Annotated in this window: 23 protein-coding genes; 9 read left to right on the top strand and 14 right to left on the bottom strand. The window is 68.8% G+C overall.

Going from position 1 to position 24,047, the window contains the following annotated elements:
• Positions 1–24: 24 nt before the first annotated feature.
• The 3 genes from ACWGST_RS03685 (at position 25) to ACWGST_RS03675 (ending at position 3,441) form a co-directional block, all read left to right on the top strand.
• On the top strand, positions 25–1,407 hold the full coding sequence (locus tag ACWGST_RS03685; RefSeq protein ID WP_452045291.1) for a glycosyltransferase: 1,383 nt from the start codon (positions 25–27) through the stop codon (positions 1,405–1,407).
• A 91-nt stretch (positions 1,408–1,498) separates the two neighbouring features.
• Complete coding sequence (locus tag ACWGST_RS03680; protein WP_452045290.1) at positions 1,499–2,473, top strand: glycosyltransferase; 975 nt, start codon at positions 1,499–1,501, stop codon at positions 2,471–2,473.
• A complete protein-coding gene (locus ACWGST_RS03675; RefSeq protein ID WP_452045289.1) occupies positions 2,470–3,441 on the top strand; it encodes an NAD-dependent epimerase/dehydratase family protein in 972 nt (323 codons plus the stop codon). Before ACWGST_RS03680 ends, ACWGST_RS03675 begins: the two co-directional genes overlap by 4 nt.
• Before the next feature lie 3 nt (positions 3,442–3,444).
• Here the strand turns inward: ACWGST_RS03675 and rfbA are convergent, their stop codons facing one another.
• Both rfbA and ACWGST_RS03665 read right to left on the bottom strand, forming a co-directional pair.
• A complete protein-coding gene (rfbA, locus tag ACWGST_RS03670; protein WP_452045288.1) occupies positions 3,445–4,308 on the bottom strand; it encodes a glucose-1-phosphate thymidylyltransferase RfbA in 864 nt (287 codons plus the stop codon).
• A 3-nt stretch (positions 4,309–4,311) separates the two neighbouring features.
• Positions 4,312–4,926, bottom strand: coding sequence for a dTDP-4-dehydrorhamnose 3,5-epimerase family protein (locus tag ACWGST_RS03665; RefSeq protein ID WP_452045287.1), 615 nt, complete (start codon positions 4,924–4,926; stop codon positions 4,312–4,314).
• Between the two features lie 71 nt (positions 4,927–4,997).
• Between ACWGST_RS03665 and rfbB the strand changes: the two genes are divergently transcribed.
• Both rfbB and rfbD read left to right on the top strand, forming a co-directional pair.
• Entirely contained in the window at positions 4,998–5,984 is a 987-nt protein-coding gene (gene rfbB / locus ACWGST_RS03660; protein WP_452045286.1) for a dTDP-glucose 4,6-dehydratase, read from the top strand.
• Positions 5,985–5,991: 7 nt separating this feature from the next.
• Positions 5,992–6,831 (top strand): dTDP-4-dehydrorhamnose reductase, encoded by an 840-nt coding sequence (gene rfbD / locus ACWGST_RS03655; RefSeq protein WP_452045285.1) that lies wholly within the window; start codon positions 5,992–5,994, stop codon positions 6,829–6,831.
• Between the two features lie 40 nt (positions 6,832–6,871).
• On the opposite strand, the gene ACWGST_RS03650 is transcribed toward rfbD, so the two are convergent.
• From ACWGST_RS03650 to ACWGST_RS03640, 3 genes are all read right to left on the bottom strand, one after another.
• On the bottom strand, positions 6,872–9,226 hold the full coding sequence (locus ACWGST_RS03650; RefSeq protein WP_452045284.1) for an FG-GAP-like repeat-containing protein: 2,355 nt from the start codon (positions 9,224–9,226) through the stop codon (positions 6,872–6,874).
• Between the two features lie 126 nt (positions 9,227–9,352).
• A complete protein-coding gene (locus tag ACWGST_RS03645) occupies positions 9,353–10,192 on the bottom strand; it encodes a glycosyltransferase (protein WP_452045283.1) in 840 nt (279 codons plus the stop codon).
• Positions 10,189–11,139, bottom strand: a complete 951-nt coding sequence (locus ACWGST_RS03640) for a glycosyltransferase (protein WP_452045282.1) — start codon at positions 11,137–11,139, stop codon at positions 10,189–10,191. The genes ACWGST_RS03645 and ACWGST_RS03640 overlap by 4 nt, the downstream gene beginning before the upstream one ends.
• A 150-nt stretch (positions 11,140–11,289) precedes the next feature.
• On the opposite strand from ACWGST_RS03640, the gene ACWGST_RS03635 reads away from it, so the two are divergent.
• Positions 11,290–12,438, top strand: a complete 1,149-nt coding sequence (locus ACWGST_RS03635; protein WP_452045281.1) for a glycosyltransferase family 4 protein — start codon at positions 11,290–11,292, stop codon at positions 12,436–12,438.
• Positions 12,439–12,518: 80 nt separating this feature from the next.
• On the opposite strand, the gene ACWGST_RS03630 is transcribed toward ACWGST_RS03635, so the two are convergent.
• From ACWGST_RS03630 to ACWGST_RS03620, 3 genes are all read right to left on the bottom strand, one after another.
• Positions 12,519–13,889 carry an LCP family protein gene (locus ACWGST_RS03630; protein ID WP_452045280.1) on the bottom strand — a complete coding sequence of 457 codons (1,371 nt, stop codon included), beginning with the start codon at positions 13,887–13,889 and terminating at the stop codon, positions 12,519–12,521.
• Entirely contained in the window at positions 13,886–14,353 is a 468-nt protein-coding gene (gene purE / locus ACWGST_RS03625; protein ID WP_452045363.1) for a 5-(carboxyamino)imidazole ribonucleotide mutase, read from the bottom strand. Before purE ends, ACWGST_RS03630 begins: the two co-directional genes overlap by 4 nt.
• A gap of 150 nt (positions 14,354–14,503) precedes the next feature.
• Positions 14,504–15,652, bottom strand: coding sequence for a 5-(carboxyamino)imidazole ribonucleotide synthase (locus ACWGST_RS03620; RefSeq protein WP_452045279.1), 1,149 nt, complete (start codon positions 15,650–15,652; stop codon positions 14,504–14,506).
• A 68-nt stretch (positions 15,653–15,720) separates the two neighbouring features.
• On the opposite strand from ACWGST_RS03620, the gene ACWGST_RS03615 reads away from it, so the two are divergent.
• Positions 15,721–16,251: a GtrA family protein gene (locus tag ACWGST_RS03615; protein WP_452045278.1), complete on the top strand. Its 531-nt coding sequence runs from the start codon at positions 15,721–15,723 to the stop codon at positions 16,249–16,251.
• A 72-nt stretch (positions 16,252–16,323) separates the two neighbouring features.
• On the opposite strand, the gene ACWGST_RS03610 is transcribed toward ACWGST_RS03615, so the two are convergent.
• The 3 genes from ACWGST_RS03610 to ACWGST_RS03600 all read right to left on the bottom strand — a co-directional run bounded on the left by ACWGST_RS03610 (position 16,324) and on the right by ACWGST_RS03600 (position 18,740).
• On the bottom strand, positions 16,324–16,941 hold the full coding sequence (locus ACWGST_RS03610; RefSeq protein ID WP_452045277.1) for a DarT ssDNA thymidine ADP-ribosyltransferase family protein: 618 nt from the start codon (positions 16,939–16,941) through the stop codon (positions 16,324–16,326).
• Positions 16,942–17,281: 340 nt separating this feature from the next.
• Positions 17,282–17,845, bottom strand: a complete 564-nt coding sequence (locus tag ACWGST_RS03605; RefSeq protein WP_452045276.1) for a PH domain-containing protein — start codon at positions 17,843–17,845, stop codon at positions 17,282–17,284.
• A 7-nt stretch (positions 17,846–17,852) separates the two neighbouring features.
• Positions 17,853–18,740, bottom strand: coding sequence for a biotin--[acetyl-CoA-carboxylase] ligase (locus ACWGST_RS03600; protein WP_452045275.1), 888 nt, complete (start codon positions 18,738–18,740; stop codon positions 17,853–17,855).
• A gap of 151 nt (positions 18,741–18,891) precedes the next feature.
• Here ACWGST_RS03600 and ACWGST_RS03595 point away from each other — a divergent pair, with 151 nt between their 5' ends.
• Both ACWGST_RS03595 and ACWGST_RS03590 read left to right on the top strand, forming a co-directional pair.
• Positions 18,892–20,490, top strand: coding sequence for an acyl-CoA carboxylase subunit beta (locus ACWGST_RS03595; RefSeq protein ID WP_452045274.1), 1,599 nt, complete (start codon positions 18,892–18,894; stop codon positions 20,488–20,490).
• A gap of 8 nt (positions 20,491–20,498) precedes the next feature.
• The gene (locus ACWGST_RS03590) at positions 20,499–20,744 is read left to right on the top strand and encodes an acyl-CoA carboxylase epsilon subunit (RefSeq protein ID WP_452045273.1); all 246 of its coding nucleotides are present in this window, start codon (positions 20,499–20,501) and stop codon (positions 20,742–20,744) included.
• Positions 20,745–21,120: 376 nt separating this feature from the next.
• Here ACWGST_RS03590 and ACWGST_RS03585 read toward each other — a convergent pair whose 3' ends face one another.
• The 3 genes from ACWGST_RS03585 to ACWGST_RS03575 are packed head-to-tail and all read right to left on the bottom strand — an operon-like array spanning position 21,121 to position 24,045.
• Entirely contained in the window at positions 21,121–22,125 is a 1,005-nt protein-coding gene (locus ACWGST_RS03585) for a hypothetical protein (protein ID WP_452045272.1), read from the bottom strand.
• Complete coding sequence (locus ACWGST_RS03580; protein WP_452045271.1) at positions 22,122–23,351, bottom strand: sensor histidine kinase; 1,230 nt, start codon at positions 23,349–23,351, stop codon at positions 22,122–22,124. The genes ACWGST_RS03585 and ACWGST_RS03580 overlap by 4 nt, the downstream gene beginning before the upstream one ends.
• Positions 23,338–24,045, bottom strand: coding sequence for a response regulator transcription factor (locus tag ACWGST_RS03575; protein ID WP_452045270.1), 708 nt, complete (start codon positions 24,043–24,045; stop codon positions 23,338–23,340). The genes ACWGST_RS03580 and ACWGST_RS03575 overlap by 14 nt, the downstream gene beginning before the upstream one ends.
• Positions 24,046–24,047 lie beyond the last annotated feature (2 nt).

The following is a 24,047-nucleotide window of genomic DNA, read 5'->3' as shown; positions in this document are numbered from 1 at the left end:
CCGCACGAATGAGGTACCAGGATCATGTCTGCCCACGTCTCCGACAACGCGGACGGAATACCGACCCCACCAGCGGGAATGGTCGGTGCGCCCGGCCCGCTGCTTCGGCTCATCCGCGACCAGCGCATCGCGTTCCTGCTGGTCGGCGCGACGAACACCGCCATAGGCTTCGCGTTCTTCGTCGGCTTCGAGGTGACCATAGGACGCGTCTGGGGCTATCTCGCCACACTCGCGTTCGCTCATGTCTTCAGCGTGCTGTGCGCCTTCGTGCTGTACCGATTCTTCGTCTTCAAGGTGCGCGGACACGTGTGGCGCGATCTCGGCAGGTTCGAGATGGTGTATCTGGTTTCGCTCGGCGTGAACGCCGCACTGCTTCCGCTCCTCGTCGAGATCGGAGGGCTCCCTGTCATACCCGCTCAGGCCCTCATCGTCGTCGTCACGACGTTGATCAGCTTCTTCGGCCACCGTGGCTTCTCGTTCCGTCGAACCCCCGCTGAGATAGCAGACCTGACCGCTCGCGACGCGGCCGCCACCACGTCACTCGAAGGGGGCCGCCACGTGCCGCTCGTATCCATCGTCATCCCCGCATTCAACAATGAGGACTTCCTCGCAGAGACCATCGAATCGGTGCTGGCGCAGACGCACTCCGAACTCGAAGTGATCATCGCGGACCATTCATCGACCGACGGCACACGAGCCGTCATGGATCGGTACGTCGATCATCCGGCCGTCACTCTGCTCGACACCGAAGCAGGCGGCGGTGCGCTGCGGAATTGGAACCGCGTCAGCCAGGCGGCACGCGGCGAATACCTCAAGCTCGTCTGCGGCGACGACCTCATCGCGCCCGATGCCGTGGCACGCCAGCTTGCGGCGCTCGAGTCCTCCCCTGGCGCGGTACTGGCCGCGTCCGCTCGAGACATCGTCGATGCGGATGGTCGCCCGGTGATCCGCAACCGCGGGCTCGGCGGACTGACGCGTCCCGTGACCGGTCGTGCCGCCATCCGAGCGACGGTGCGTTCCGGCACGAACATCTTCGGAGAGCCCGGCTGCGTCCTGATGCGCCGCGATGCACTGGAGGCCGTCGGCTGGTGGGACTCCCGCTGGCCGTACCTGATCGATGAGGCGACCTACGCCCAGGTGCTCCTGCGGGGCGGTTTCGTTCCCGTGCCCGGCGCCCTCGCCAGCTTCCGCGTCTCTGCGAGCCAATGGAGTGTGCGGCTCGTGCAGCAGCAGGCCGAGCAGGCGGTGAACTTCCACGACTGGCTGCGGCGCGAGCACCCCGATGCCGTCTCCGCGACGGATGTCAGACGCGGAAACGCAATGGCGCACCTCATGGCCAACGGCCGCCGCGCCGCATATGCGATGCTCGGTCGCCGGATGTCGAAGGCTGCCGCGAGTGCCGTCTGAGACCGGATCGGCCCGCGAATCGGCCGAACGCGCTGTGCTAGAGTCACGATTCGTGACAGACGGCTCGATATCAGGGATCGCCGGTCACCGAGTGTCCGTCGTCATCCCGGTCTACCAGGGCGAGGCGACCCTCGCCGCTCTGCTCGAAGAGCTGGAGCCGCACATGTCGGTGCGACACACCGAAGCCGGCCACAGCTACATCATCGATGAGGTCGTGCTCGTCTACGACCACGGACCCGACCGGTCCGCTGTGGTGATCCGCGAGCTCGAAGAGCGATACCCGCAGGTTCGCGGCGTATGGCTGAGCAGGAACTATGGACAGCATGCGGCGACCCTCGCGGGCATGGCCTCGTCCGGCGGCGACTGGATCGTCACGCTCGACGAGGACGGCCAGCACGACCCCGTCTGGATCCCCGGATTGCTCGACGCCGCCATTCGCGAGCAGGCGAGCGTCGTGTACGCGAAACCGGTCAACCGGCCGTCGCACGGCGCGTTCCGCAACGCGACGTCGCGTGGCGCGAAGTGGCTGATCACGAAGTTCTTCGCCGGCTCCAACGCTCCCGACTACCAGAGCTATCGGCTCATCCTCGGATCGATCGGGCGAAGCGTCGCCGCGTACTCCGGTTCAGGCGTGTACCTCGACGTCGCACTCGGCTGGGTGGCCAATCGCGTCGTGACCGTGCCGATCGAGCTGCGGCACGAGGGCGACCGGAGCTCGGGATACTCCACCCGACGACTCTTCTCGCACTTCTGGCGGATGGTGCTCTCGAGCGGCACCCGTGGGCTGCGCTTCGTGAGCGTGCTCGGCGTGATCGTCGCAGCATGCGGTGCGGCCCTGGCGATCTACATCCTCATCCAGCGTCTGCTGGGCAACATCGACACCGCCGGATGGTCGTCGCTGGCTGTGCTGGTGCTCGTGACGAGCGGCGCCATCCTGTTCTCGCTCGGCATCATCGCCGAGTACATCGGGGTCAACGTGAACATGGCGATGGGCAAGCCCCCATACCTGATCACGAGCGATCCTGCGGACGGACCGCTCGGCAGGCGAGGCCCTGATCGCGGATGACGACCCACGTCTGGATCGTGGGCGCGCGCGGCCTCCTCGGGTCTGCGATCGCCACGGCGGCATCACGTCGACCTGACTGGGTGGTCGAGCCCGTGGCTCCACTCCCCTGGTCCGACCCCGACGATCTCGGTCGTGCGGTCAAGGCCGGGTGCGAGCAACTGCTGCGAGCGGCGAGCCGGAACGGAGGGCGCTGGGCGATCATCTGGGCTGCGGGCCTCGCCGTGACGGCGACCCCGCAGGAGGAGCTCGATGGCGAACTCGCCACGCTCGGCTCCGCACTCGACGTGATCGAGCACACCGTTCGGCTACGCAGCGAGGGGACTCGAGGCGTCGTCTTCTACGCATCATCCGCGGGCGGCATATACGCGGGCTCGAGCAACCCTCCGTTCGACGAGACGACCGAGCCGCGGCCCATCGCGCCCTACGGTCGACACAAGCTCGACGCCGAGGCCCGCGTCCGCGAGTTCGCCGCGCGCTCCGGCACCCCCGCGATCATCGGCCGCATCACCAATCTGTACGGTCCGGGGCAGCGATTGGACAAGATGCAGGGCTTGATCTCGCATCTCGCGTTCGCACAGCTCTCGCCGAAACCTGCGTCCATCTACGTGTCGTTGGACACGCTGCGCGATTACCTCTTCACGGCGGACTGCGCGAACCTCCTCCTCGCATCCGTCGGGCGACTGCTCGACGAACAGGCCGAAGCGGGAACCGTCGTCGTCAAGAACCTCACTTCGGGGCAGACTGTGTCGATCGCCGACCTGCTAGACCACTTCCGCATCCTCGCGAAGCGCCACCCGCACGTCATGCTCGGCTCCTCTGCGAACGCCGCCCTGCAGGCTCGCGATCTCCGCGTCCGGTCGGTCGTCTGGCCCGACCTCGATCGGCGCGAGACGACACCGCTTGTCGTGGGAATCCATGCAACCCTCGACGATATGCGAGCCGAAATACAGAAAGCTCGGCCTCGATAGGCGTCAGTCCGCGAGCAGTCGCTCGAGGTAGGCTCCGTACCCGCTCTTGAGCAGCGGGACCGCGAGCGCGCCAAGCCGTGCATCGTCGATCCAGCCCGCGCGCCACGCGATCTCTTCGATGCATCCGATCTTGAAGCCCTGCCGGTCTTCGATCACGCGCACGTAATCAGCAGCCTGCATCATCGACTCGAATGTTCCGGTGTCGAGCCAGGCGGTGCCACGGTCGAGGATCTCGACATGCAGCCGCCCCTGCTCCAGGTACGCTTCGTTGACCGAGGAGATCTCCAGCTCCCCGCGCGCACTCGGCGTGATCGACTTCGCGATTTCGATGACGGAGTTGTCGTAGAAGTACAGACCCGGAACGGCGTAGTTGCTCTTGGGCCGTTCGGGCTTCTCTTCGATCGACACCGCGACCTGCTGGTCGTCGAACTCGACGACGCCGTATGCACGCGGATTCGACACGTGATAGGCGAAGATCAGGCCACCGCTGATGTCCCGATGCTCGCGCAGCGCGGACCCGAGGCCTCGTCCGTGGAAGATGTTGTCGCCGAGCACGAGCGCGACCGACTCGTCGCCGATGAACTCCTCGCCGATGATGAACGCCTGCGCCAGGCCATCGGGCGAGGGTTGCACCGCGTACTGCAGTTCGATCCCGAGCGCGGATCCATCACCGAGCAATGCCCTGAACTGCGCGTGGTACTCGGGAGTCGTGATGATGAGGATCTCGCGGATGCCCGCCATCATCAACGTCGAGAGCGGGTAGTAGATCATCGGCTTGTCGTAGATCGGCATCAACTGCTTGGAGATGCCTCGGGTGATCGGCCAGAGCCGCGTGCCGGATCCACCGGCCAGAATGATCCCGCGCACTGCTCATTGCCTCGTTTCGCTGTCGAGCGCGGCGTACAGCGCCTGCGCGGCTTCCCAGGTCGGAAGGATGCCGCCGGCGCGCGCCTGCTCGAGTGTCGGGGCCGCGGCATCCTTCTCCGAGATGAGCAGCTCGTTCCCGCTCAGGGGAAGGTCGAGCGCGAGCATCGGGTCGAGCGGGCTGATGCCGTGCTCGGCCTCGGGTCGGTAGACGTCGCTCACGAGATAACTCACGACCGTCTCGTCCTCGAGCGCGAGGAACGCGTGCCCGAGTCCCTCGGCGATGTACACCGCTCGGTGGTCCGCGTCATCGAGACTGATCACGTCTGCGACGCCGAACGTCGGCGAACCGACCCGGAGGTCGAAGACGAGGTCGAGCACCGCCCCCCGCAGCACGGTGATGTACTTCGCCTGGCCGAGCGGGAGATCCGCGAAATGGATGCCGCGCAGTGACCCCCGCCTCGAGACGGAGATGTTGCCCTGGCGCAGGGCGAGCGGATGACCCACCGCATCGGCGAGCGCGTCAAACCGGTAGTACTCGACGAACCGCCCCCGATCGTCCGAGTGGACGTGCGGTGTCACCACATAGGAATCCGGCACCGCCGTCTCTCGGATCTTCACCAGACGAGTCTAGCAATCGGTCCGGGCTAGAATGACGGGGTTGTCCGCCGGAGAGATTGGCCAGTAGTCCCATGAAGATCCTCGTCACAGGAGGCGCCGGATTCATCGGCAGCAACTTCGTTCGGCGCACGCTCGAGAACGCCTACCCGGGCCTTGAGGACGCCGAGGTCACGGTCCTGGACGCACTCACCTACTCCGGGAACCTCGCGAACCTCGAGCCGGTAGCGGCGTCGCCGCGATACCGGTTCGTCCATGGCGACATCCGCGACGCGTCGCTGCTCGACTCGCTCTTGCCCGGCATGGATGCCGTCGTTCACTTCGCCGCGGAGAGCCACGTCGACCGCTCGGTGCGCGATGCCGGCGTCTTCGTCGAGACCAATGTGGTCGGTACGCAGCGACTGCTCGACGCGGCGCTGCGGCATGAGCTCCCCCGGTTCGTGCACGTCTCGACCGACGAGGTCTACGGTTCGATCGATGAGGGCTCGTGGGACGAGGAGCGCCCGCTCCTTCCGAACTCTCCGTACTCCGCATCGAAGGCGGGCAGCGACCTGCTCGCGCGGAGCTACCACCGGACTCACGGGCTGAACGTGTCGATCACGCGGTGCTCGAACAACTACGGGCCGTACCACTTCCCCGAGAAGCTCATCCCCCTGTTCGTGACGAACCTGATCGACGGCGCGCACGTTCCCCTCTACGGCGAGGGCCTCAACATCCGCGACTGGCTCCACGTGGACGATCACACTCGTGGCATCGCGCTGGTGCTCGTGAACGGGCGACCCGGTGAGATCTACAACATCGGCGGCGGGACGGAACTGACCAACCGCGAGCTGACCGACATGCTGCTGACCGCGACGGGCACCGACTGGTCGTATGTTGACCGGGTCGCGGACCGCCTCGGGCACGATCTTCGCTACTCCGTCGACATCACCAAGATCCAGACGGAGCTCGGGTACGAGCCCCTCGTGCCGTTCGAGACCGGACTCGCCGAGGTCGTCGAGTGGTACCGTGCCAACCGCGACTGGTGGGAACCGCTCAAGTCGCGTGCCGCGCTCGCCTAGGTCGCCGATGAGCGTATTGATCACGGGCGCATCCGGCATGCTCGGCCGTGAACTCCGCGAGGTGTTCATGGACCGCGGCGTCACGCCCCTCGACCGGCAGGCACTCGACATCACTGACTTCGAGGCCGTTCGCAGGACCGTCGCCGGCCACGAACTGGTCGTCAACGCCGCAGCGTACACCCGAGTCGACGAGGCGGAGACCCACGAGGCCGCTGCCCACGCGGTGAATGCAGTCGGCGCAGGCAACATCGCACGTGCGTCAGCGCTCGAGGGCGCCAAGATCGTGCACATCTCCACGGATTTCGTCTTCGATGGGAAGGCGTCCACGCCCTACGCGGAGTCGGCCGCACACAACCCGCTGTCCGCCTACGGACGGACGAAGGCAGCGGGTGAGGATCTCGTCCTCGCGGAGCTTCCCGACGGGGCATCGATCGTGAGGACCGCGTGGCTCTACGGCCGACACGGTGCCAACTTCGCGACCACGATGCTCCGCCTGGCCCGCGAGCGCGAGACCTGGTCGGTGGTCGACGATCAGATCGGCCAGCCGACATGGGCCGGCGATCTCGCCGTGCAGATCCGCACGCTCGTCGATTCCGGAAGCCCGAGCGGCATCTACCACGGCACAAACTCCGGTCAGACCACGAAGTTCGACTTCGCCCGAGCAGTGCTCACAGAGGCGGGCCTTGACCCCGAGCGCATCACGCCCACAACGAGCGCCGCCTTCCCGCTTCCCGCTGTCCGACCCGCCTACAGCGTCCTCGGCCACGACGCCTGGCGACGAATCGGAATGGAGCCGATGCGGGACTGGCGGTCGGCGCTGCACGCGTCCGGCATCGCACTCGACTGACCCCGACGCCGGTCCCGAACGGCCGACATCGGCACCTCACTCAGCCGATCAGTTGCATATCGCCCCAGCCGGATCCGATCACCGCGGACCCGCGCCACCCCCCGCGACCGTTTCCGGAGTACAGCATCAGCGTTCCATCCGAGGTGCGTGCGAGGATGTCGACTGCGCCGTCGCCATCGAAATCACCCGGTCCGAAGATGTGGTTCATCCCCAACCAGCCGCCGCCGACTCTTCGCGCTGTTCCGAACCGACCATCCCCGTTCCCTGGATACAGGATCAGGTCACCGGTCGCCGACACACCCAAGACATCGCTGGCGCCGTCGCCATCGAAATCGCCCGGGCTGAACACGCGGTGCATCGTCGACCAGCCCGAGCCGATGTTCGACGACGGCTTGAATTGGCCGCTGCCCGTGCCCGGATACAGCAGCAACGAACCGGCCGCGTCCCGGGCGATCACGTCAGGGATCCGGTCCCCGTCGAAGTCGCCCGCTCCGAATACGGGGTCGAGCGTATCCCAGCCGCTGCCGACGACCGTCGGAGGCAGCAACCCTCCGTCACCGTCGGCCGCGTAGGAGCGCAGCGCTCCGGATCCATCGATCGCGAAGATCTCCCGCCGCCCGTCGCGAATGAAGTCACCGACACCGAATGCGGTCTTCATCTCCGACCATCCGCCGCCGAGCTCGAATCGGGGCTGCCAACCGCCCGTTCCGTTCGACGGGTAGGCCCAGAGCCTTCCGGCCCCGTCGCGAGCGAACACATCGGACGTGCCGTCTCCGTTGAGGTCCCCCGCACCCACTCGCAGGGCGTACCCCGCGACGGCCTTGCGTCCGGGGCCGGCGAGCACGGTCATCCCTTCCCAGCCGGTTCCGGCGACCTTCGCCTTCAGCCAGCCGCCAGCCCCATTGCCCGGATACAGCCATAGCCGTCCTGACGCATCGCGTGCCAAGACGTCGTCGCGTCCATCGCCATCGAAGTCCCCTGTGGACGCGAGGGCGTTCATCCCTTCCCAGCCCACACCGATGCGCATCGATCCTCGCCAGCCGCCGCGACCATCACCGCGATACAGGATGAGGTTGCCAGCGGTGTCCCGCGCGATCACGTCGACACGGCCGTCGCCGTCGAAGTCGACGGCACCGATGACGGCCGTCATGCCGCCCCATCCGTTCCCGATCTTCTTCGCAGGAGCGAGCGCACCGCTCCCGGTGCCGGGATGGAGGAACAGGTCGCCCGCCTGGTCCCTACTGAAGACGTCCTGCGCTCCGTCGGAGTTGAAGTCGCCCGCGCTCAGCGCGAGGGTGGCGTTGCCGAATCCCCGAGCGAGTTCCTGCGAGCCGAGGAAGCGCCCCGAGCCATCCGTCCGATAGATCCAGAGCGCACCGCTCTGGTCGAGCGCGACGACGTCCCGACTCCCGTCGCCGTCCATGTCGCCGGCACCGAACACCTGCCGCATGGACTGCCAACCGGTGCCCGCCTTGACTGGCGTGCCCCATGTGCCCCCCGCTCCGACCGGATAGACCCAGTACGTGCCATCGGCTCCGATCGCATGCACCTGCGGGCTGGAGTTCGTAATCGGCACGACGGCTGGCGCTGAGCCGGTCGAGCCGAACCAATCGGTGAAGATGCGCCAGAAGTTGCGGTTGCCGTAGCTCGAGCAGCCGTCACCCACACCGTAGAGATTGGCGAGTGCCGCAGCGTTCGGCCGGTACGGCGTGTAGATGTAGAGGCCTGCCGTCGCCTGATTCGCGATGTACACCTCGGATGTCCCGCACGCTGCGTCGGGATGCCACTGGATGGTGTTGTACCGTCCGGCTTGATATGCACGGATCGTGGGGTTTGCCCGGTACTTCTTGAACTGCCAGGCGGCGTGGTAGACCTGATTGAAGAAGCCGTAGTAGTTGGCGTCGCAGTCCGCCGTGTCCGGGCAGCCGTAGCCGGTAGCGGAGCGATACTGACGAGACGTCGGCCAATCGTCGCTGATGAGCCCTTGCTCCTTCTCGACGAGCACGATGAGCGATTGCGGATTGATGCCGCATGCCGTGGCCACGTTCGAGATGATCTGCGCGCCGGTCTCGCTCGATCTCCCGGTGTAGGCGGCGCAGCCCTCGGCTCGGGCTGGCTGGCTCGTGGTCGCCTGCCGGTAGTCCTTCAGACAGATGTACCCGCTGCGACACGACGGCACACGGGCGTTCAGGAAGCTCTGCACTTGCGTAGCCGTCATGGTCGAGCTGCTGTAGAAGACCTGATCGCTGATGATCATGCCCGGATCGAACTGCGCACCGTTTGCCGCCGTCGCGGAACCCGTCGGCAATACGGTCGCCGCTGAGCCGAATTGCACTGTTGACATGACCAGCGCAACCGCGACCACCGCGCCGATCCATTTCCCACTGAGCTTCACGTGATGCTTCCCCCGAACGCCGCGGAAAGGGGCACCGCAGCGCTCCCCATGCTATGGGCACCCTGCAGAGGGGCGGCGGTGGCCCTGCGGAGTGGCGGGCCCGGATCGGGAACGGCGCTCCGCCCGTCAGGCCCGATCGTGCGCAGCGCCCCCGGCGATGAGTCGCCGGTAGGCGACTCGCCGGACGGGCTCGGGCACGAACCGGTACGCGCCGCGCACGAGGACGTTGCGCAGGTATTGGGTCCGAGTCGTGAAGCGGATGTCTCGCATCGCCCGTTGGAGGGCGAGCTCGCTGCGCCACTGCTCCGTGCCGCCGCGCCGCGCGTACGCACCCGCACCGACCCGGTACATCACGAGCGGTTCAGCGAGGTTGCCGACCTTGGCACTCGAGGCGATCATGCGCGCGAACAACCAGTAGTCCTCCATGAGCCCGAGCGGGAGGTACCCACCCGCCTGCGCGACCGCTGAGCGTCGGTATACGACGGTCGGGTGGCTGAACGGATCGTGGAACCGCGCGTATCTCGCGATGTCGCTTGCATCCGTGCGCGGCACGCGACGGCCGACGATCGAGCCGACGTCGTCGAGGAACTCCAGCATCCCGGTTCCGACGAGGTCGAGTCCCTCCTCGACGAGGGGAACCTGCTTCGCGAACCGCTCAGGCAGCGAGATGTCGTCGGCATCCATGCGCGCGACAATGTCGTGTGCGCAGCGCTCCAGGCCCTCCGAGAGCGCGTGGGCGAGTCCGACGTTCTCCGCGATCCGGTGATGCACGACGGGAATCGGCGATGCGGCGATGGCTGTGGCGATCGCGCCGACGAGCTCCGCTCCGACCGGCCCGTCCTGCACCAGCACGACCTCGTCGGGGCGTCGCGTTTGCGCGGTCACACTCGATGAGAAGGCCTTCATGAAGTGCGCTGGATCATCCCCGCGGTACACCGGCATCAGCAGGGTGAACTTCTCGGTCATGAAGGCTCCACACGTGCGACCGCTTCGCTCACGGCGCCGAGATCCGCGAGTGACATCGAGTTCGGCCGCGGCCTGGTCCTGATACCGTCCCGGTATCCGCGCCGCCATCCGTCGCGGAGCACCGCCCGATCGGAGGAACGGACGAACGTCTTTATCCAGCGCCGCACACTCGACGCTCCGTACACGGCCTTCTCGAACACCGACAGACTCTGCGAACCCCGGAACATCCAGAGCTTGTTCCGCACCTCGTAGTAGAAGCGCGGCCCCGGGTCGGCATCGGTCGAGCCGAGCACCTTCGTCTTGTGCACCACCACCGACGCGGGGACGTGTAGCCCACGGCGACCGCGCAGAACTCGAGTGGAGTACTCGAAGTCATCGTTCCAGATGAAGTAGTCAGCGATCGGCAGCCCGACCTCGCGCACGACGTCGGCGCGAACGAGCATGGAGACGAAGGAGGTGCTGCGGATCGCGACCCCGCCGCGACGCGCCGCCGCGGCGCGTTCGGACTTCGACACGAACGGCTTCGCCCTCGGCGTGTTCATCGGATGCTCGGTGCCATCCGTCCAGATGACGCGGGAACCGGCAGCGACGACATCGGTTCCCGCGACCGCGGCTAAGAGGGTCGCGACCGCATCGGGAGTGGGCACCGTGTCATCATCCATGAGCCAGAGCCAGTCGGCCTCGTGCCGATCGAGCGCGATGGCCATTCCTGCGGCGAAACCCCCGGCACCGCCGGTGTTCCGTCGGAGGGAGACCAAGTCGACGAGGTCGCCCGCGGCCCGCGCGATCTCGGCCGAGTCGTCCGTCGATGCGTTGTCGACCACGACGACTCTCGCGAGGGGATGGCGCTGGGCTGCGAGCGCTTCGAGCACCTCGACGAGAAGATCCCGCCGGTTGTACGCGACGACGACCGCGACCACACGCGGGCTGACTGCTGACGAACTCATTGACTCTTCAGGCTCGAGGAACGGGGACACTCCATCTTGCCCTGTCGACGTGGTCGTTCCCTCCACGGGAGGCGCATTCCCCCGGTTTCGTCAGCGGCACGACGCTAGATTGGTGACGGTGCCCGCCCACCAGTCGAGTGAAGGAGTCCCATGCCCACGACCCTGCGCGTGATCGTCGATCAGGTCATCGCACCGGTCCCCGGACCGCATGGCGCCTATGCCGAGGCGCTCACACGCGCCCTCATCCAGGCCACGCCCGCCGGGTGCGAGATCGAGGGCATCGTCTCCTCCTCTCCTCCCTCCGACTACGAGCGTCTCGAAATCGAGTTCCCCGGACTTTCTGGCCTCTACAAGACCACCCTCGCTCGTCGCGAGCTCGCCGCGGCGTGGCAGCTCGGACTGACGACCTCACCGGGCGGCGGCATGATCCATGCCCCCGGGCTCTTCGCTCCGCTCCGGCGTCACGACCGCAACTCCTCCGGCGACCAAATCGTGGTGACGGTCCACGACCTCCTCGCCTGGACGCACCCCGAGACCCTGACGACCGCGTCGGTCGCCTGGCACAAGCACATGCTGAAGCGGGCACGCAAGCACGCCGATGCCATCGTCGTGCCGACCCACGCGCTCGCGGAGCGGCTCGCGAAGTTTGTCGACTTCGGCGATCGGGTTCGCGTCATCGGCACGGCCGCGAGGCCGGGTGTCACCGTCCCGGCAGATCCCATCGAGGCTGCAGCACGGACCGCGCGGCTCGCCCTACCGCCCGCCTATCTCGTCGCCGCCGGCACGCTGGAACCACGCAAGGGGATCGTCGACTTGCTCGAGGCGCTCGGCCGACCCGGCATGCCCGAAATACCCCTCATCGTCGTCGGCCCCCCGACGTGGGGCGAACTGCATCTCGCGACCGTCGCCCAGGAGTCGGGCGTCGATCCTCGGCGCGTCCACGCGATCGACTCGGCTGACCCGGCAGACCTCGCCGTGATCCTGGCAGGCGCGACCGCCTTCGTGGCCCCAAGCCATGACGAGGGCTCCGGCACCTCGCTGATCGAGGCGTTCGACTTCGGCCTGCCCGTGATCCACTCGGACACCCCCGCGTACGTCGAGGTAGCGGCCGAGGCCGGGCTGACGGTACCGATCGGCATCGGCGGGGGCTACACCGAGCGACTCGCGGCCGCGATCAGCAACGTCGTCGAGTCTCCGGCGCTGGCTGAGCGACTCTCCGTGACGGCGGGCGACCGTGCGTATGCATTCAGCTGGCGCGATTCCGCCGAGCGCGTCTGGCAGTTGCACGCCGACCTCTGAGCCCGCATCCTCTGTGACGCAGCCTTTCGAGCGCCATGGCGATCGAGCGGATGCCGCGGCTTCCGCTCGATCGTGGGAAATCACTCCGCCGCAGGTTCTTCTGTGACGGGGGCGACGGCCGGCACGATGAGCGAGCGGATGTAGTCCCAGTCTGGATCGGTCGGGTCGATGCCGTTGGCCGGCACGAGTTCGACCGTCGTGATCGGCAGTTCCTTGGTCTTCAAGGAGAGGTTCACGAAATAGCCGAGCATCGACTGGGGGATGTCGGTCTTGACGGTGTCGGCGCCCGCCGACGCGACCTCCTGGAACTTCGAGAGCACGTTCGTCGGCGTGAACTGGTGCAGCACGGCCTCCTGCAGCACGCGTTGGCGCGCCATCCGCTCGTAGTCGCCGCCGGCGGTGCCGTACCGCGCCCGGCCGAACCAGAGCGCGTGATAGCCGTCGAGGTGCTGCTGCCCCGGCTCGATCCACCCGTCGACGCCCTCGTTGTTCTCGTCGCCGCCGATCGGGATGCGGACGTCGACGTTGATGTCGACCCCACCGAGCGCGTCGATGAGCTGCTGGAAGCCCTGCATGTCGATGAGCGCGTAGTACTGGATCTCGAGGCCGGTGATGCCCTCTGCGGCGTCCCTGACGCCCTCGATGCCGGGCTCGCTGCCTTCGGCGACGGCGTTCGGGTACATCTCGGGGCTCTTCAGCTCGACCTCGGTGTAGATCGAGTTGAGCTGGCAGACGTCGACCTCGCAGCCGTCGATCGCACCGTAGCCCTCGGGGTAGACGGCCGCGAGCGGCGAGTCCTCGGGGAACGGCACGTACTCGAGGTCGCGCGGCAGGCCGATCGTGACGGCCTGGCCGGTCTCGGCGTCGATCGAGACGACGGTCATGCTGTCGGGCCGCATGCCCTCACGGTCGGGCCCGGAGTCGCCGCCGAGGAGCAGGATGTTATACCGACCGTCGACGGGCGGCTCCGACGGGCCCGCCATGAACACCGAGGAGAGGAACCCGCTCGCCGTCGTCGCGACATAGGCGCCGTACGCGGCGGTGCCCGACAGGCCCGCCATGACGAGCACCGAGAACGCCGCCACCCAGGCTCGGGCCGACGGCGCCGTCTTCACGAGCCGCACGAGCCGCAGCGTGTCGAAGGTCAGGATCACCCAGAGCACCGCGTAGAACGCGAGCACGGCTGCGACGATCCAGAGCGTGATCGACATCGAGAAGACCGTGTAGAGCGTCGCGGGCCAGAAGATGTAGACGACGAGCGCTGCGATCGCCAGGGTCCAGAGCACGAGCGTCGCGCCGAGCCCGAAGCGGCCGAGCCTGCGACTACCGGCGAGCACCTGCGGGGCGCCCGGAATCAGGAAGTTGAGCACCACGAGCCACCACGCGCGGCGGGTCATGACCGTGCGTGAGGCGACGTCCGGGTAGCGGATCGGGCTGGCGGCGAGCGTCATCGGTTCTGCTTGAGCCGTTCGTTCTTCTCTTCGACGAGCGCCGCGAGGTCGGTCGCGTACGTGCCGAGCGCTTCGGCGAGAGCGGGGTCGGATGCCGCGAGCACACGCACCGCGAACAGGCCGGCGTTCTTGGCGCCGCCGATGGCCATGGTCGCGACCGGGATGCCGCCGGGCATCTGCACGATCGAGAGCAGCGAGTCGAGGCCGTCGAGCCGCGACAGCGGCACGGGCACGCCCACGACGGGCAGGGTCGTGACCGAGGCGAGCATGCCGGGCAGGTGCGCTGCGCCGCCGGCGCCGGCGATGATGACCTTGAGGCCACGGGCGGCGGCCTGCTTGCCGTAGGCGATCATCTTCTCGGGGGTGCGGTGCGCCGAGACGACCTCGACCTCGTGCGCGACGCCGAATTCGTCGAGCAGAGCGGATGCCTCGTGCATCACGTTCCAGTCGGAGTCGGAACCCATCACGACGCCGACGAGCGGAGCGGTGTTCGTCTCAATCACTTGATCGAGTGTAGGGCCGCGTGCTGTGAGATTCCGCAGGGCGCGCCCTTCGCTCCCTGAGCCTGTCGAAGGGAGTCGGGTCGCTTCGACAAGCTCAGCGAACGGGTGGGTTCAGTCCTGGAAGAACGCCGCCGCGGCCCGCGCCTCGTAGACGACCGCGTCGAGGTCGTCGCCCGTGGCCGTGACGTGCCCGATCTTGCGCCCGGGCCGGGGCGCCTTGCCGTAGTTGTGCACCTTGACGGTGGGGTGGCCGGCGAGCGCCTCGGCATAGCGGTCGGCGAGCGAGCCCTCGACCGGCCCGCCGAGCACGTTGACCATGACCGACCACTCGCCGCGGCTGCCCGTGGCCCCGAGGGGAAGGTCGAGCACGGCCCGCAAGTGCTGCTCGAACTGCCCGGTGGTCGAGCCGTCCATCGACCAGTGGCCGCTGTTGTGCGGCCGCATCGCGAGTTCGTTGATGAGGATGCGCTCGTCGCTCGTCTCGAAGAGCTCGACCGCGAGCACACCCGTGACCCCGAGCCCCTCGGCGATCGCGATGGCGACGTCGCCCGCGACATCCGCGAGCCTGCCGGCCGATCGCGGCGCGGGCGCGATGACCTCGCTGCACACGCCGCCGACCTGCACGGTCTCGACGAGCGGCCAGGCGACGACCTCGCCCGAGGGGCGGCGCGCGACGAGCTGCGCGAGCTCGCGGCGGAAGTCGACGAGCTCTTCGACGAGCAGCGCGCCCGCGCGACCGTCTTCGGCGATCGTCGCGAACCACTCGGCGACCTCTGCGGCGCTGCGCACGACGCGCACGCCCTTGCCGTCGTAGCCGCCGCGGGGGGTCTTGACGACCGCGACGCCGCCGTGGTCGGCGATGAAGTCGTCGAGCTCGTCGACGGTCTCGACGCGCGCCCAGTCGGGCACCGGCAGACCGAGTTCCGAGAGCCGTTCGCGCATGACGAGCTTGTCTTGCGCGACGCGCAGTGCATCGGGCCCCGGGTGCACGGGCACGCCCGCGTCGACGAGCGCGCGCAGCACGTCTTGCGGCACGTGCTCGTGGTCGAAGGTGATGACGTCGACCTCGCGTGCGAACGCCAGCACCGTCGCAGCGTCGGTGTAGTCGCCGACCCTGTCGGCCGCGATCGCCGCCGACATGCCCTCGGCCTCGGCGAGCACCCTGATGTCGACGCCGAGCTCGATCGCCGCGGGGATCATCATCCGGGCGAGCTGGCCTCCACCGATCACTCCGACTCGCACGCCATGCTCTCCGTTCACCGCCGCCGCCACGCCAGCACAGGCGCACAGTTCAGTTTAGGCCGCGCCCGACGGCATAGGATGTGCCGGTGCCCACCCGCCTCGCGAGCGCCCTCACCCGCCTGTGGAACGGCCTGCTCGCCTACGCCGTGAAGTTCGGCGTCGTGGGCCTCATCGGCCTCGTGATCGACGTGACGCTCTTCAACGCCTTGCGGCTCGGCGTCTTCGGCGACGACCACTGGGCGCAGTCGGCGATCGGCGCGAAGACGATCTCGACGAGCGTCGCGATCGTCTTCAACTGGCTCGGCAACCGCTACTGGACGTTCCGCAACCACCGCAGGAAGAACTACCTGCGCGAGTTCGTCGAGTACGTCATCGTCTCGCTGGGCGGCATGGCGATCGCACTCGGATGCCTCTGGGTCAGCCATCACTGGCTGGGCTACACGAGCCTCGTGGCCGACAACATCGCGACGAACGTGGTCGGCCTCGCGCTCGGCACGGCCTTTCGCTTCGTGCTCTACCGCTACTGGGTCTTCGGGCACCACCGCACCGACGGGCTCTCGAACCTCGCGCGCGTCGAAGAGGCGCAGCGCTCGCTGTTCGAAGAGCCCGCTCCCTGAGCCTGTCGAAGGGAGCCCGTCGATGGGCGCTTCGACAGGCTCAGCGACCGAACCAGGCTCAGCGAGCGTCGACTACGCCGCCGGCGCAGCGGTCGGCTGGAACCAGGGCGGGTAGACCGCGACGCGGGCACGCACACCGGCGCCGGCGAGCTCGGCCCGCACCCGGTCGCGCACGGGCTCGTTGGCGACCGCGATGAGCGCCACGTCATCGAGCGGCAGGCACTCGCGCACGAGCAGCTCTGCGCCGTCGAGGCCGGCACCCTCTTCGTCGCGGTGCAGGCGCTGCAGCAGTCGCTGCACATCGGGCCACTCGGTCGCGACGGTCGCACCTGAGACCGCGGCATCCGCTTCGCTGACGACGATGGTGCCGGGCACCTCGGCGTTCGCGCCCTGCGCGCTCGTCAGCGAACTCACGAAGATGACGAAGTCGGCGGGCGCGCGCGTGACGGCCTCGTCGCCGAGGCGCGGGTCGGGGGTGGCCGTGCGCACGGCGTTCCACACGTGCGCGTCGGTCGTGAGCAGGAACGGCACGTAGTCGGCCACGACGGCGTCGGTGCCTGCGACCCCGGCGCCGCGCCGGTACTCGCGGGCGTGGGGGGCCGCGAGATCGACGACGGGTGCGGCGCCCGCGGCATCGGCGAGCAGCGCGCCGGCGTCGAGGATCGGCGGCAGGTTGTCGATGTGCGTCACGTGGTAGATGCGCATCGCCTTGAGGTCGAGACGCGGCGCGTCAGAGGCGATCGCGGGCCGCGAGGCACCGGGAACGCGCGCAGGCGGGCGGCCGCTGCGCGTCGTCGAGGAGCGTGCCGAACGAGCGACCGGAGCGGGCGCCGGTCTCGCCTCGGGCTCGGGCGGGGGAAAGCAGATGGCGCAGAGGCCGTCATCGAAACCGTGTTTGCATTCGTCGGCCAAGAGGAACCCTTCATCGTGCGGCTCGCGCTCGGGCAACACGAGACCACCTGTCAACGTTACGTCCTTTCGGCGCGCGCCGCTGCACAGGCTCTCAGATTCAACGCTCAGTCGCTCAGGTTCAGCGTCCGCCCCATGCCACGGTGTCGCCGTCGATCATCGATTGCTCGGCTCTGCGGCGGTCTGCGACGCGGGAATGCTCCTCGCCCATGAGCTCGTGCAGGGCGCCCTGCACGAGGGCCGGCTTCGGCACGTCCTTCAGCACGAACGGCTTCTCGTGACCCGTGTTGATGCGCACGTCGCCCGAGCCGAACGCGCTCTGCGCCCACGTGCGACGCACCGTGACGTCGTAGCCGCGGCTGTGCAGCAGCTCTTGCCGCACGCGCACGAAGATGCCGCTGCTCACGATGATGCGCCGGGTCGTGATAGTCGTGCGCCGGGTGAGCCAGGCGAGGAACGGCAGGAACACGACGAGCAGCACGACGAGCAGCGCGCCGCCCGCGATCGCGAGCTGCTGCCAGAGCTCGTGGAACACGCCGAGGCCGTAGGCCGTCGCCCCCGCCACCGCGATGAGCACGATCACGGGCAGCGTCAGCACGCGGGCATTTCGGCGCAACCGCGCGACGACGCGCTCCGGCGGCTGCGCCGGCGGCACGGTCGCATCGGGTGTCGCGGCTGGCCTCATACGCCCATTAATACCGCAGGTGCGTGACGTCGCCCGCGGCGACAGACCACGGTTCGCCGTTCTCGCGGTCGATCACGACGAGTCGGCCATCGGCGTCGAGCCGTTCGGCGCGCCCGAGCAGCTCGCGGTCGCCGGGCAGCTCGACGCGAACCTCGCTGCCGATGGTGCCGCACAGCTCGGTCACGCGGGCGGCGATTCCGCTCGCCTCTGCGTCGCCACCCCAGCGGATGAATCGATCGACGAGTTCGAGCAGGGTGCCGAGGTAGTCGGCGAGCACTGCGTCGGCATCGGGCCGCTCGCCGGTGACGAGCAGCAGCGACGTCGACGTCAGCGTGGGCAGGTCGTGCTCGTCGAGCGTGAGGTTCAGGCCCGCACCCACGATGACCGCCTCGCCGCTCCCCGAGCCGGTCGAAGGCAGGAGCTCGCAGAGGATGCCGCAGATCTTGTAGCCCGAGACGAGCACGTCGTTCGGCCACTTGAGCTCGACCTCGACGCCGCCGCTGTCGTCGGCGGTGCCACGCGCTTCGACGGGCTCAGGGCGCGAGTCGGGCTCGGGCGGCGGCGGGGCGGGGATCGCGCGGCGCACGGCCTCGGTCATCGCGGCGCCGGCGATGAGCGGAATCCAGCCGTAGGCGTCGGGCGGCAACGCGCCGCCGCCCTCGAGTTCGGGTCGCAGCAGCACCGAGATCGCGAGCGTCTTGCCCGTCGGGGCGAGCCAGACTCGGCCGAGGCGCCCCCGGCCCTGCGTCTGGTTGTCGGTGACGAGCACCGAGCCGTGACGCCAGCCCGCGGCATCCGACCCGCCGGCGGCCTCGCGCAGCTCGTCGTTGGTCGACCCGACCTCGTCACGGAACTCGAACCTCGACACCGCCGCCCGCGAACGCTCCCACTCCATGCGATCACCCTACCCAGCCAGACGCCCCCTGAGCCCGTCGAAGGGGAGCGACACCGGGCAGCTTCCCTTCGACAAGCTCAGGGAACGGGAGTCGATCTTGTAGGAATCCGTCAAGGAAGTCGGCCAACTGCTCAGCGGTAGAGTGAACGGCGTGACCGAAGCGACTGACGGCCCCGACCTCTCCACGACCGCGGGCAAGCTCGCCGACCTCAAGCTGCGCTACCACGAAGCCGTGACGGCGAGCGGCGAGGCGGCGATCGAGAAGCAGCACGCCAAAGGCAAGATGACGGCGCGCGAGCGCATCGCCGAGCTGCTCGACCCCGGCTCCTTCGTCGAGCTCGACGAGTTCGTGCGGCACCGCACGCACGCGTTCGGCATGGAGGCCAAGCGCCCCTACGGCGACGCCGTCGTGACCGGCACCGGCACGATCCACGGTCGCCAGGTGGCCGTGTACTCGCAGGACTTCACGATCTTCGGCGGCTCGCTCGGCGAGGTCGCCGGCGAGAAGATCATCAAGGTCATGGAGCTCGCGCTGAAGACCGGCGTGCCGATCATCGGCATCCTCGACTCGGGCGGCGCCCGCATCCAAGAGGGCGTCGTGGCCCTCGGCAAGTACGGCGAGATCTTCCGCCGCAACACGCAGGCCTCGGGCGTCATCCCCCAGATCTCGATCGTGTGCGGCCCCGCGGCCGGCGGCGCGGTCTACTCCCCCGCCCTCACCGACTTCGTGATCATGGTCGACAAGACGAGCCAGATGTTCGTCACCGGCCCCGACGTCATCAAGACCGTCACGGGCGAAGACGTCGGCATGGAGGAGCTGGGCGGCGCCCTCACCCACAACTCGGTCTCGGGCGTGGCGCACTACCTCGCGAGCGATGAATCCGACGCGCTCGATTACGCGCGCACGCTCGTCTCGTTCCTTCCCGACAACAACATGACGGATGCCCCGGTGTACGACGCCGAGCCCGAACTCGAGATCACCGACGACGACCGGCGACTGAACACCGTCATCCCCGACTCGCCGAACCAGCCCTACGACATGCACGCGGTGATCGAGGGCATCGTCGACCACGGCGACTTCCTCGAGGTGCAGCCGTTGTTCGCGCCGAACATCCTGATCGGGTTCGCACGGGTCGAGGGCCGCTCGGTCGGCATCATCGCCAACCAGCCCTCGCAGATGGCCGGCACGCTCAACATCGCCGCGGGCGAGAAGGCTTCGCGCTTCGTGCGCTTCTGCGACGCCTTCTCGATCCCGATCCTCACCCTCGTCGACGTGCCCGGCTACCTGCCCGGCACCGACCAGGAGTGGACCGGCGTCATCCGCCGCGGCGCGAAGCTGCTCTACGCCTACGCCGAGGCGACCGTGCCGCTCGTCACCGTCATCACCCGCAAGGCCTACGGCGGCGCCTACATCGTCATGGGCTCCAAGCAGCTCGGCGCCGACATCAACCTGGCCTGGCCGACGGCCGAGATCGCCGTCATGGGCGGTCAGGGCGCCGTCAACATCCTCTACCGCGGCGAGATCAAGCGCGCAGAAGAGGCGGGCGAAGACGTCGCCGCGGTGCGCACGAAGCTCGCGAACGAGTACACCTACAACGTGGCCTCGCCGTTCCTCGCCGCCGAGCGCGGCGAGCTCGACGGCGTGATCGAGCCCGCGGCGACCCGGGTCGCCGTCGTCAAGGCGCTGCGGGCGCTCCGCACGAAGCGCGCGAGCCTGCCCGCCAAGAAGCACGGGAACATCCCGCTGTAGGGGGCGACATGAGCGACGACACCGCTGAGCAGACCGGCGACGACCGCGCCGCCGCGCTGCGTTTCGTGACCCGCGTGGTCACCCCCGAAGACGCCGCCGCGGTCACCGCCGTGCTGCTCGCCGCCATCGACGAGGAGTCGAGCGCCGCGGCATCCGTCGACGAACCGGGCCGCAGTCCCTGGGTGCGCAGCGACGGCGCACTGCGCCGGCCGTTCACCGTCGGCCCAGGGCGCTGGGTGCGCAGCGGCCGCTGAACCGCAGGCTGCGTGCGCGTCCGTCGCTGCACCGCGCTTCATCGCCCCGTCTCGTGACACCGGTCGTGTCCCCCGACGTTCGGCGAGCGTCTCGCGAGCTCGCCCGAGGGGGACAATCCATGTCCCCCGAAATGACGACTTTGCGGGCGTTGAATTGTGCACCAATATTGTCAGTGCAGGCTCCACAGGAGTCGCCACCGTCATCGGTCGGGTAACCGATGGCAGTTGGGGGCGAGTCAGGGCGACATTCGGGTTGTCGCCGCGACTCGGGCTTGATGGGGGGCTGGTCTCAGACCGGCCCCCCATCCTTCATGTCCGGCGGGTGCCGTCGATCTCATGTCCGGCGGGTGCCGTCGGTCTCATGTCCGGCGAGCCGTCAGAGCTTCCGCGGGATCTCGAGCCAGAGCTCGACCTCGGCCTCGTCGGAATCCGATGCCGACGCGGCGGAGTCCCGAAGCCCGACGACCGTGACCGCGACGGGCGACGCCTCGGCGGCGGTGCGCACGACGATGCGATCCGCAGTCGACCCCGAGACCGCCTCGGCGACGCGCGACAGCACCCGATCGCGCTCGGCCTCGTCGAGGTCGTCGATGCCGCCCTCGTCGAGCAGCGTGACGGTGATGCCCCGCGCCCGGGCACGCTGCACCTCGAAGCGAACCGCGTCGGTCAGCAGCATCCGGCCCCTGATCTCGTCGCGGATCGCCGCCTCGAGCCTGCGGCACTCGGCCCGCTGCTCCTCGGTGAGCGCGCCGTCGCGGTCGGCGATGCGCCGCAGCATCGGTGCGGAGAGCCGATTCGTGTGCGCGAGACGCATGCGCCCCTCGAACAGATGGGCGTCTTGGGCCGCCTGCCACGCGGCCGCCTCGCGCTCGGCCTGCGCGTAACGGCGCGTCTCACGCGCGGCATTCGTCAGGGCGGTCGTGAGCATGTGGGCGATGCCGACCCAGACGATGCTGCCGATCACGCCGAGACCGCCGAGCGAGAACGGGCCGGCCCAGACGATGCTCTGCACGGCGAGGGCGATCACCCCGAGCCAGGCTGCCGTCAACTGGCGACGAGCGGCGGTGATCGTCATGAGCGTACCCACGGCCGCGACGTACCACGTGGCGTACCCGTTGTTCGCGTCGGGGTCGAGCTGACTCGTCACGAGCAGCGGCAGCACGATCGAGACCGCGAGGTCGAACGCGGCGAGCCAGTCGGGCATGCGCACCCGCTTGGTCGGCCAGAGGCTCAGCACCGTGGCCGCCGAGTAGAGCAGCAGCGCGACGATCGCCGGCCACGGCGACGCCACCTGATCGAGCGAATAGACGCCGAGCACGACGTGGTAGGCCGAGAAGAGCGCGCCGAGTACGAGCAGCAGCCAGCGGGGAATGGAGATCATGCGGCACCCGCCCCGAGCGGCCAGGCGACCGTCACCGTCGTCCCGTGCCCGATCCTCGACTCGATGCGGGCGACGCCGCCCGAGTTGGCCATGCGCTCCTCGATCGAGACGCGCAGACCGAGGCGTTCGGCGGGCACCCGATCGATCGCGAAGCCCCGGCCGTTGTCGGAGATCTCGATGACGCAGCCGCCCGCGCGCACGCCCCTGATACGCAGCTCGCGTCTCGTCGACAGACCGGGCTCGTCGGCGTGCTGCAGGCTGTTGACCATGGCCTGCACGGTCGCCGTGTACAGCGCCTCCATCGCCTCGACGGGCAGCTCGACGCCGCCCGCGTTCACGACGCGAACGGTGAACGGCGTGCTGAAGGTCGTGAGGGCTGCACGCAGCCGGCGCACGAGCACCGGCAGCGCCACACGATCGAGGGCGCGCGGCCCCGTGACCCCGGCCTCGTCGAGCCGCTGCACGGCATCGCGCGCCATGCGCGCGGCGAGCTGCTCTTGATCGGGCGTCGTCGCAGCCGCCGCCGAGAGCAGGGTGGTCAGCACGCTGTCGTGCACGAGCGCGTCGACCTTGACCCGCTCGATCTCGTTCGCGTGCAGGCGCGCCGCCACGTCGTAGCGTTCGAGAGCGGCCTCTTGCGCCGAGTCGACCGACTCGGCCGCCTGGCGCAGCATCGTGACGATGACGAGCACGACGACGCCGAGCACGACCGCGTACATCGCATCGAGCACCGCGAGCAACGGCCCCGCTTCACCGCCGGCCGGCAGGTATCGCACCACGCCGTAGACGGCCGGCACGACCATCGTGTAGGCGGCCGCCCAGATCGGCCGCACCGCGACCACCGCGGCCGTCGTCGCCACCGTGCAGAGGTAGTAGAGCCACGGCGCCGAGCCGTCGAGCGCCGCCGGGTCGTCGACGATGAGGGGCCACGCCACGAGCGCGAGCGCGTAGAGCACCGCGAAGGCGAGGCTCGCGGTGCGCACCGCGACCTTCGCCACGGTCGCGACGGCGAGGGCGACGATCGCGCCGTACAGCACCGCCATGAGGGCGGCCTCGGCGCCGGGCAGCAGGGCGTCGGTCTGCGCGAGCGCCACGGGCACGGTCTGCGCCCCGAACACGAGCCCGAAGAGGCCGAGCGCACGGCCGGTGACGGTCTCGACCTGCGCGCGGGTCACCGACGAACGACGACGCGCGATGCGCGTCACCCGCCAGTCAACGGGCGGCATCGGCGCCATCGTCGAGCCCGGGCAGGATCCCGTCTTCGACGGCGCGGCGCAGCAGGTCGACCTTCGTCGGAGCCGGGCGGCCCACCTCGATGTACTTCGCCCGAATGCGATCGAGGTACTCGCGCGCGGTCGAGTGCGCGATGCCGAGCTGCATCGCGACCGTCTTCAGCGGCAGCCCCGAGGCGTAGAGGTGCAGCACGTCGTGCTCGCGCCGGCCGAGCTGCGCCTTCGCGAAGTCGCGGTCGGCCTCGATCGCACTGGCCCACTCGACGTTGTTGAGCGCTTCGCCGCGGGCCACCGTGGCGATCGCGGCGATGACCGCCGCCATCGGCGACGCCTTCGGAATCACGCCGGCGGCGCCGGCCGCGAGCGACTCCCGCACCGCGGCCACGCGATCGGCGATGCTGTGCACGAGCACGGCGCTGCCCGTCGCGAGCACGGCTCGCACGTTCTCGGTCACCGAAGAACCGTCGCCGAGCGACAGGTCGAGCACGACGACGTCGCACGAGCGGCCGGCCAGGCCGGCGAGCAGCTCGGGCACGCTCGCCGCGTCGACCACGACGTCGTAGCCTGCGTCGCGACACGCCGCCCGAAGGCCGAGTCGCACGGCTTCGTGGTCGTCGACGATCGCGACGGTCGCCGCGGCATCCGCTCGTCTTGTCGGCGTCGCTGTCCCGACTTCGCCCTCAGTCACGT

The organism is Agromyces sp. NPDC055520, assembly GCF_053619715.1.
Note: the sequence above shows the minus strand (reverse complement) of the source record. Positions and strands in the feature narration are given on the sequence as shown.